Source organism: Acidovorax sp. FG60, from assembly GCF_057808995.1.
On record NZ_JBMDJC010000055.1, the window covers coordinates 1 to 1,122 of the forward strand.

1 protein-coding gene is annotated in these 1,122 nt (G+C 60.1%); it reads right to left on the reverse strand.

The window, feature by feature from the left end:
- Window positions 1-77 precede the first annotated feature (77 nt).
- Window positions 78-1,079 carry an IS1595-like element ISCsp2 family transposase gene (locus ACODS0_RS27970; RefSeq protein WP_121506617.1) on the reverse strand — a complete coding sequence of 334 codons (1,002 nt, stop codon included), beginning with the start codon at window positions 1,077-1,079 and terminating at the stop codon, window positions 78-80.
- Window positions 1,080-1,122: the final 43 nt, after the last annotated feature.

Consider the following 1,122-nt stretch of genomic DNA (forward strand, 5'->3'; position numbering starts at 1 on the left):
CTCCAGTGGCACCCTGGATGCTGTGTTTTTATAAGGGGTATCTATTTAGCTCCAGCAGCCCCATTGATACTGTGATTTCATCCAGCAATGGTATCCGATTGGCTCTCCCCGGTGTTCTTGCTCACGACATCCCCATACGTCACTGGCGGCGTAACCACCGCTTGCTGCAGCAAGCGGTAAAACAGCATCCCGCGTGAGCTGGATGTGCGACGGTTGAAACGGAACACGAATTCATCGAGATAGGCGTCCAGGTGGTCTGGCTGTACAGAGCCATGATGTGTTCCCAGCACCCAGCGCTGTACCAGTGAGGCGACCCGGTGCACTCCCGCCATGGAGACATGGGCAGGTACGCCTGAGCCGAGCATGACGGTGCGCTGGTGGGTGTAACCCAGTTCTCCCAGAGCGCGGTATGCCGCCGAACCATCCGTGCGTACCTGGGCTCCAGGCTCGACCACCTCCTGCACAAAGGGGATTACGTGGGTGGCGGCGTCTCGGTCAATGCGGCGTAACCGGATGCGCCCAAACCCCTTGGGCTCCACGATCTCCACCGCCATGACCATCAACACTTTGGTGGTGTTGCTCTTGCGCCCTGCAGGGGTGGCGGGATTCTTGCGATCCGTGATGGACAGGTACGTTTCATCCACCTCCACAAGCCCCTTGAGCTTGTCCCGGCCCGGGCGAACCATGGCGCGCCGAAACCGGTGCAGCATGGTCCAGGCCGTCTGGTAACTCCCCAAGCCCAATACGCGCTGCAGCCCCAGGGCACTCACGCCTTGCTTCTGATTGGTCAGGTACCACGCCGCAGCCAGCCATACACGCAGCGGTGTGCGTGTCTTGTCAAAGATGGTCCCAGAGGTCACCGTGCCCTGGTACTGGCATGAGCGGCACATCAGGCGGGTGCGGCTGGCGCGGTACACATCACCTGCGTTGCCGCAACGCGGGCAGACGAAGCCTTGGGGCCAGCGAAGCTTCTCCAGGAACGCCTGGCAAGCCTCTTCGGTGGCAAACCAGTCAAGAAATTCGTTCCAGGTGCGGGGGTAGTCCCGTCCAGGAGTTGGCGTTAGCATCTGGGTTTCCATCCAGCTATTCTCACGTCACTGGAGCTAAATAGATACCCCTTAT

Bases quoted from the DNA above. Each gene is read 5' to 3' on its own strand.
- ACODS0_RS27970 (WP_121506617.1), bottom strand. From the start codon at position 1,079: ATGGAAACCCAGATGCTAACGCCAACTCCTGGACGGGACTACCCCCGC.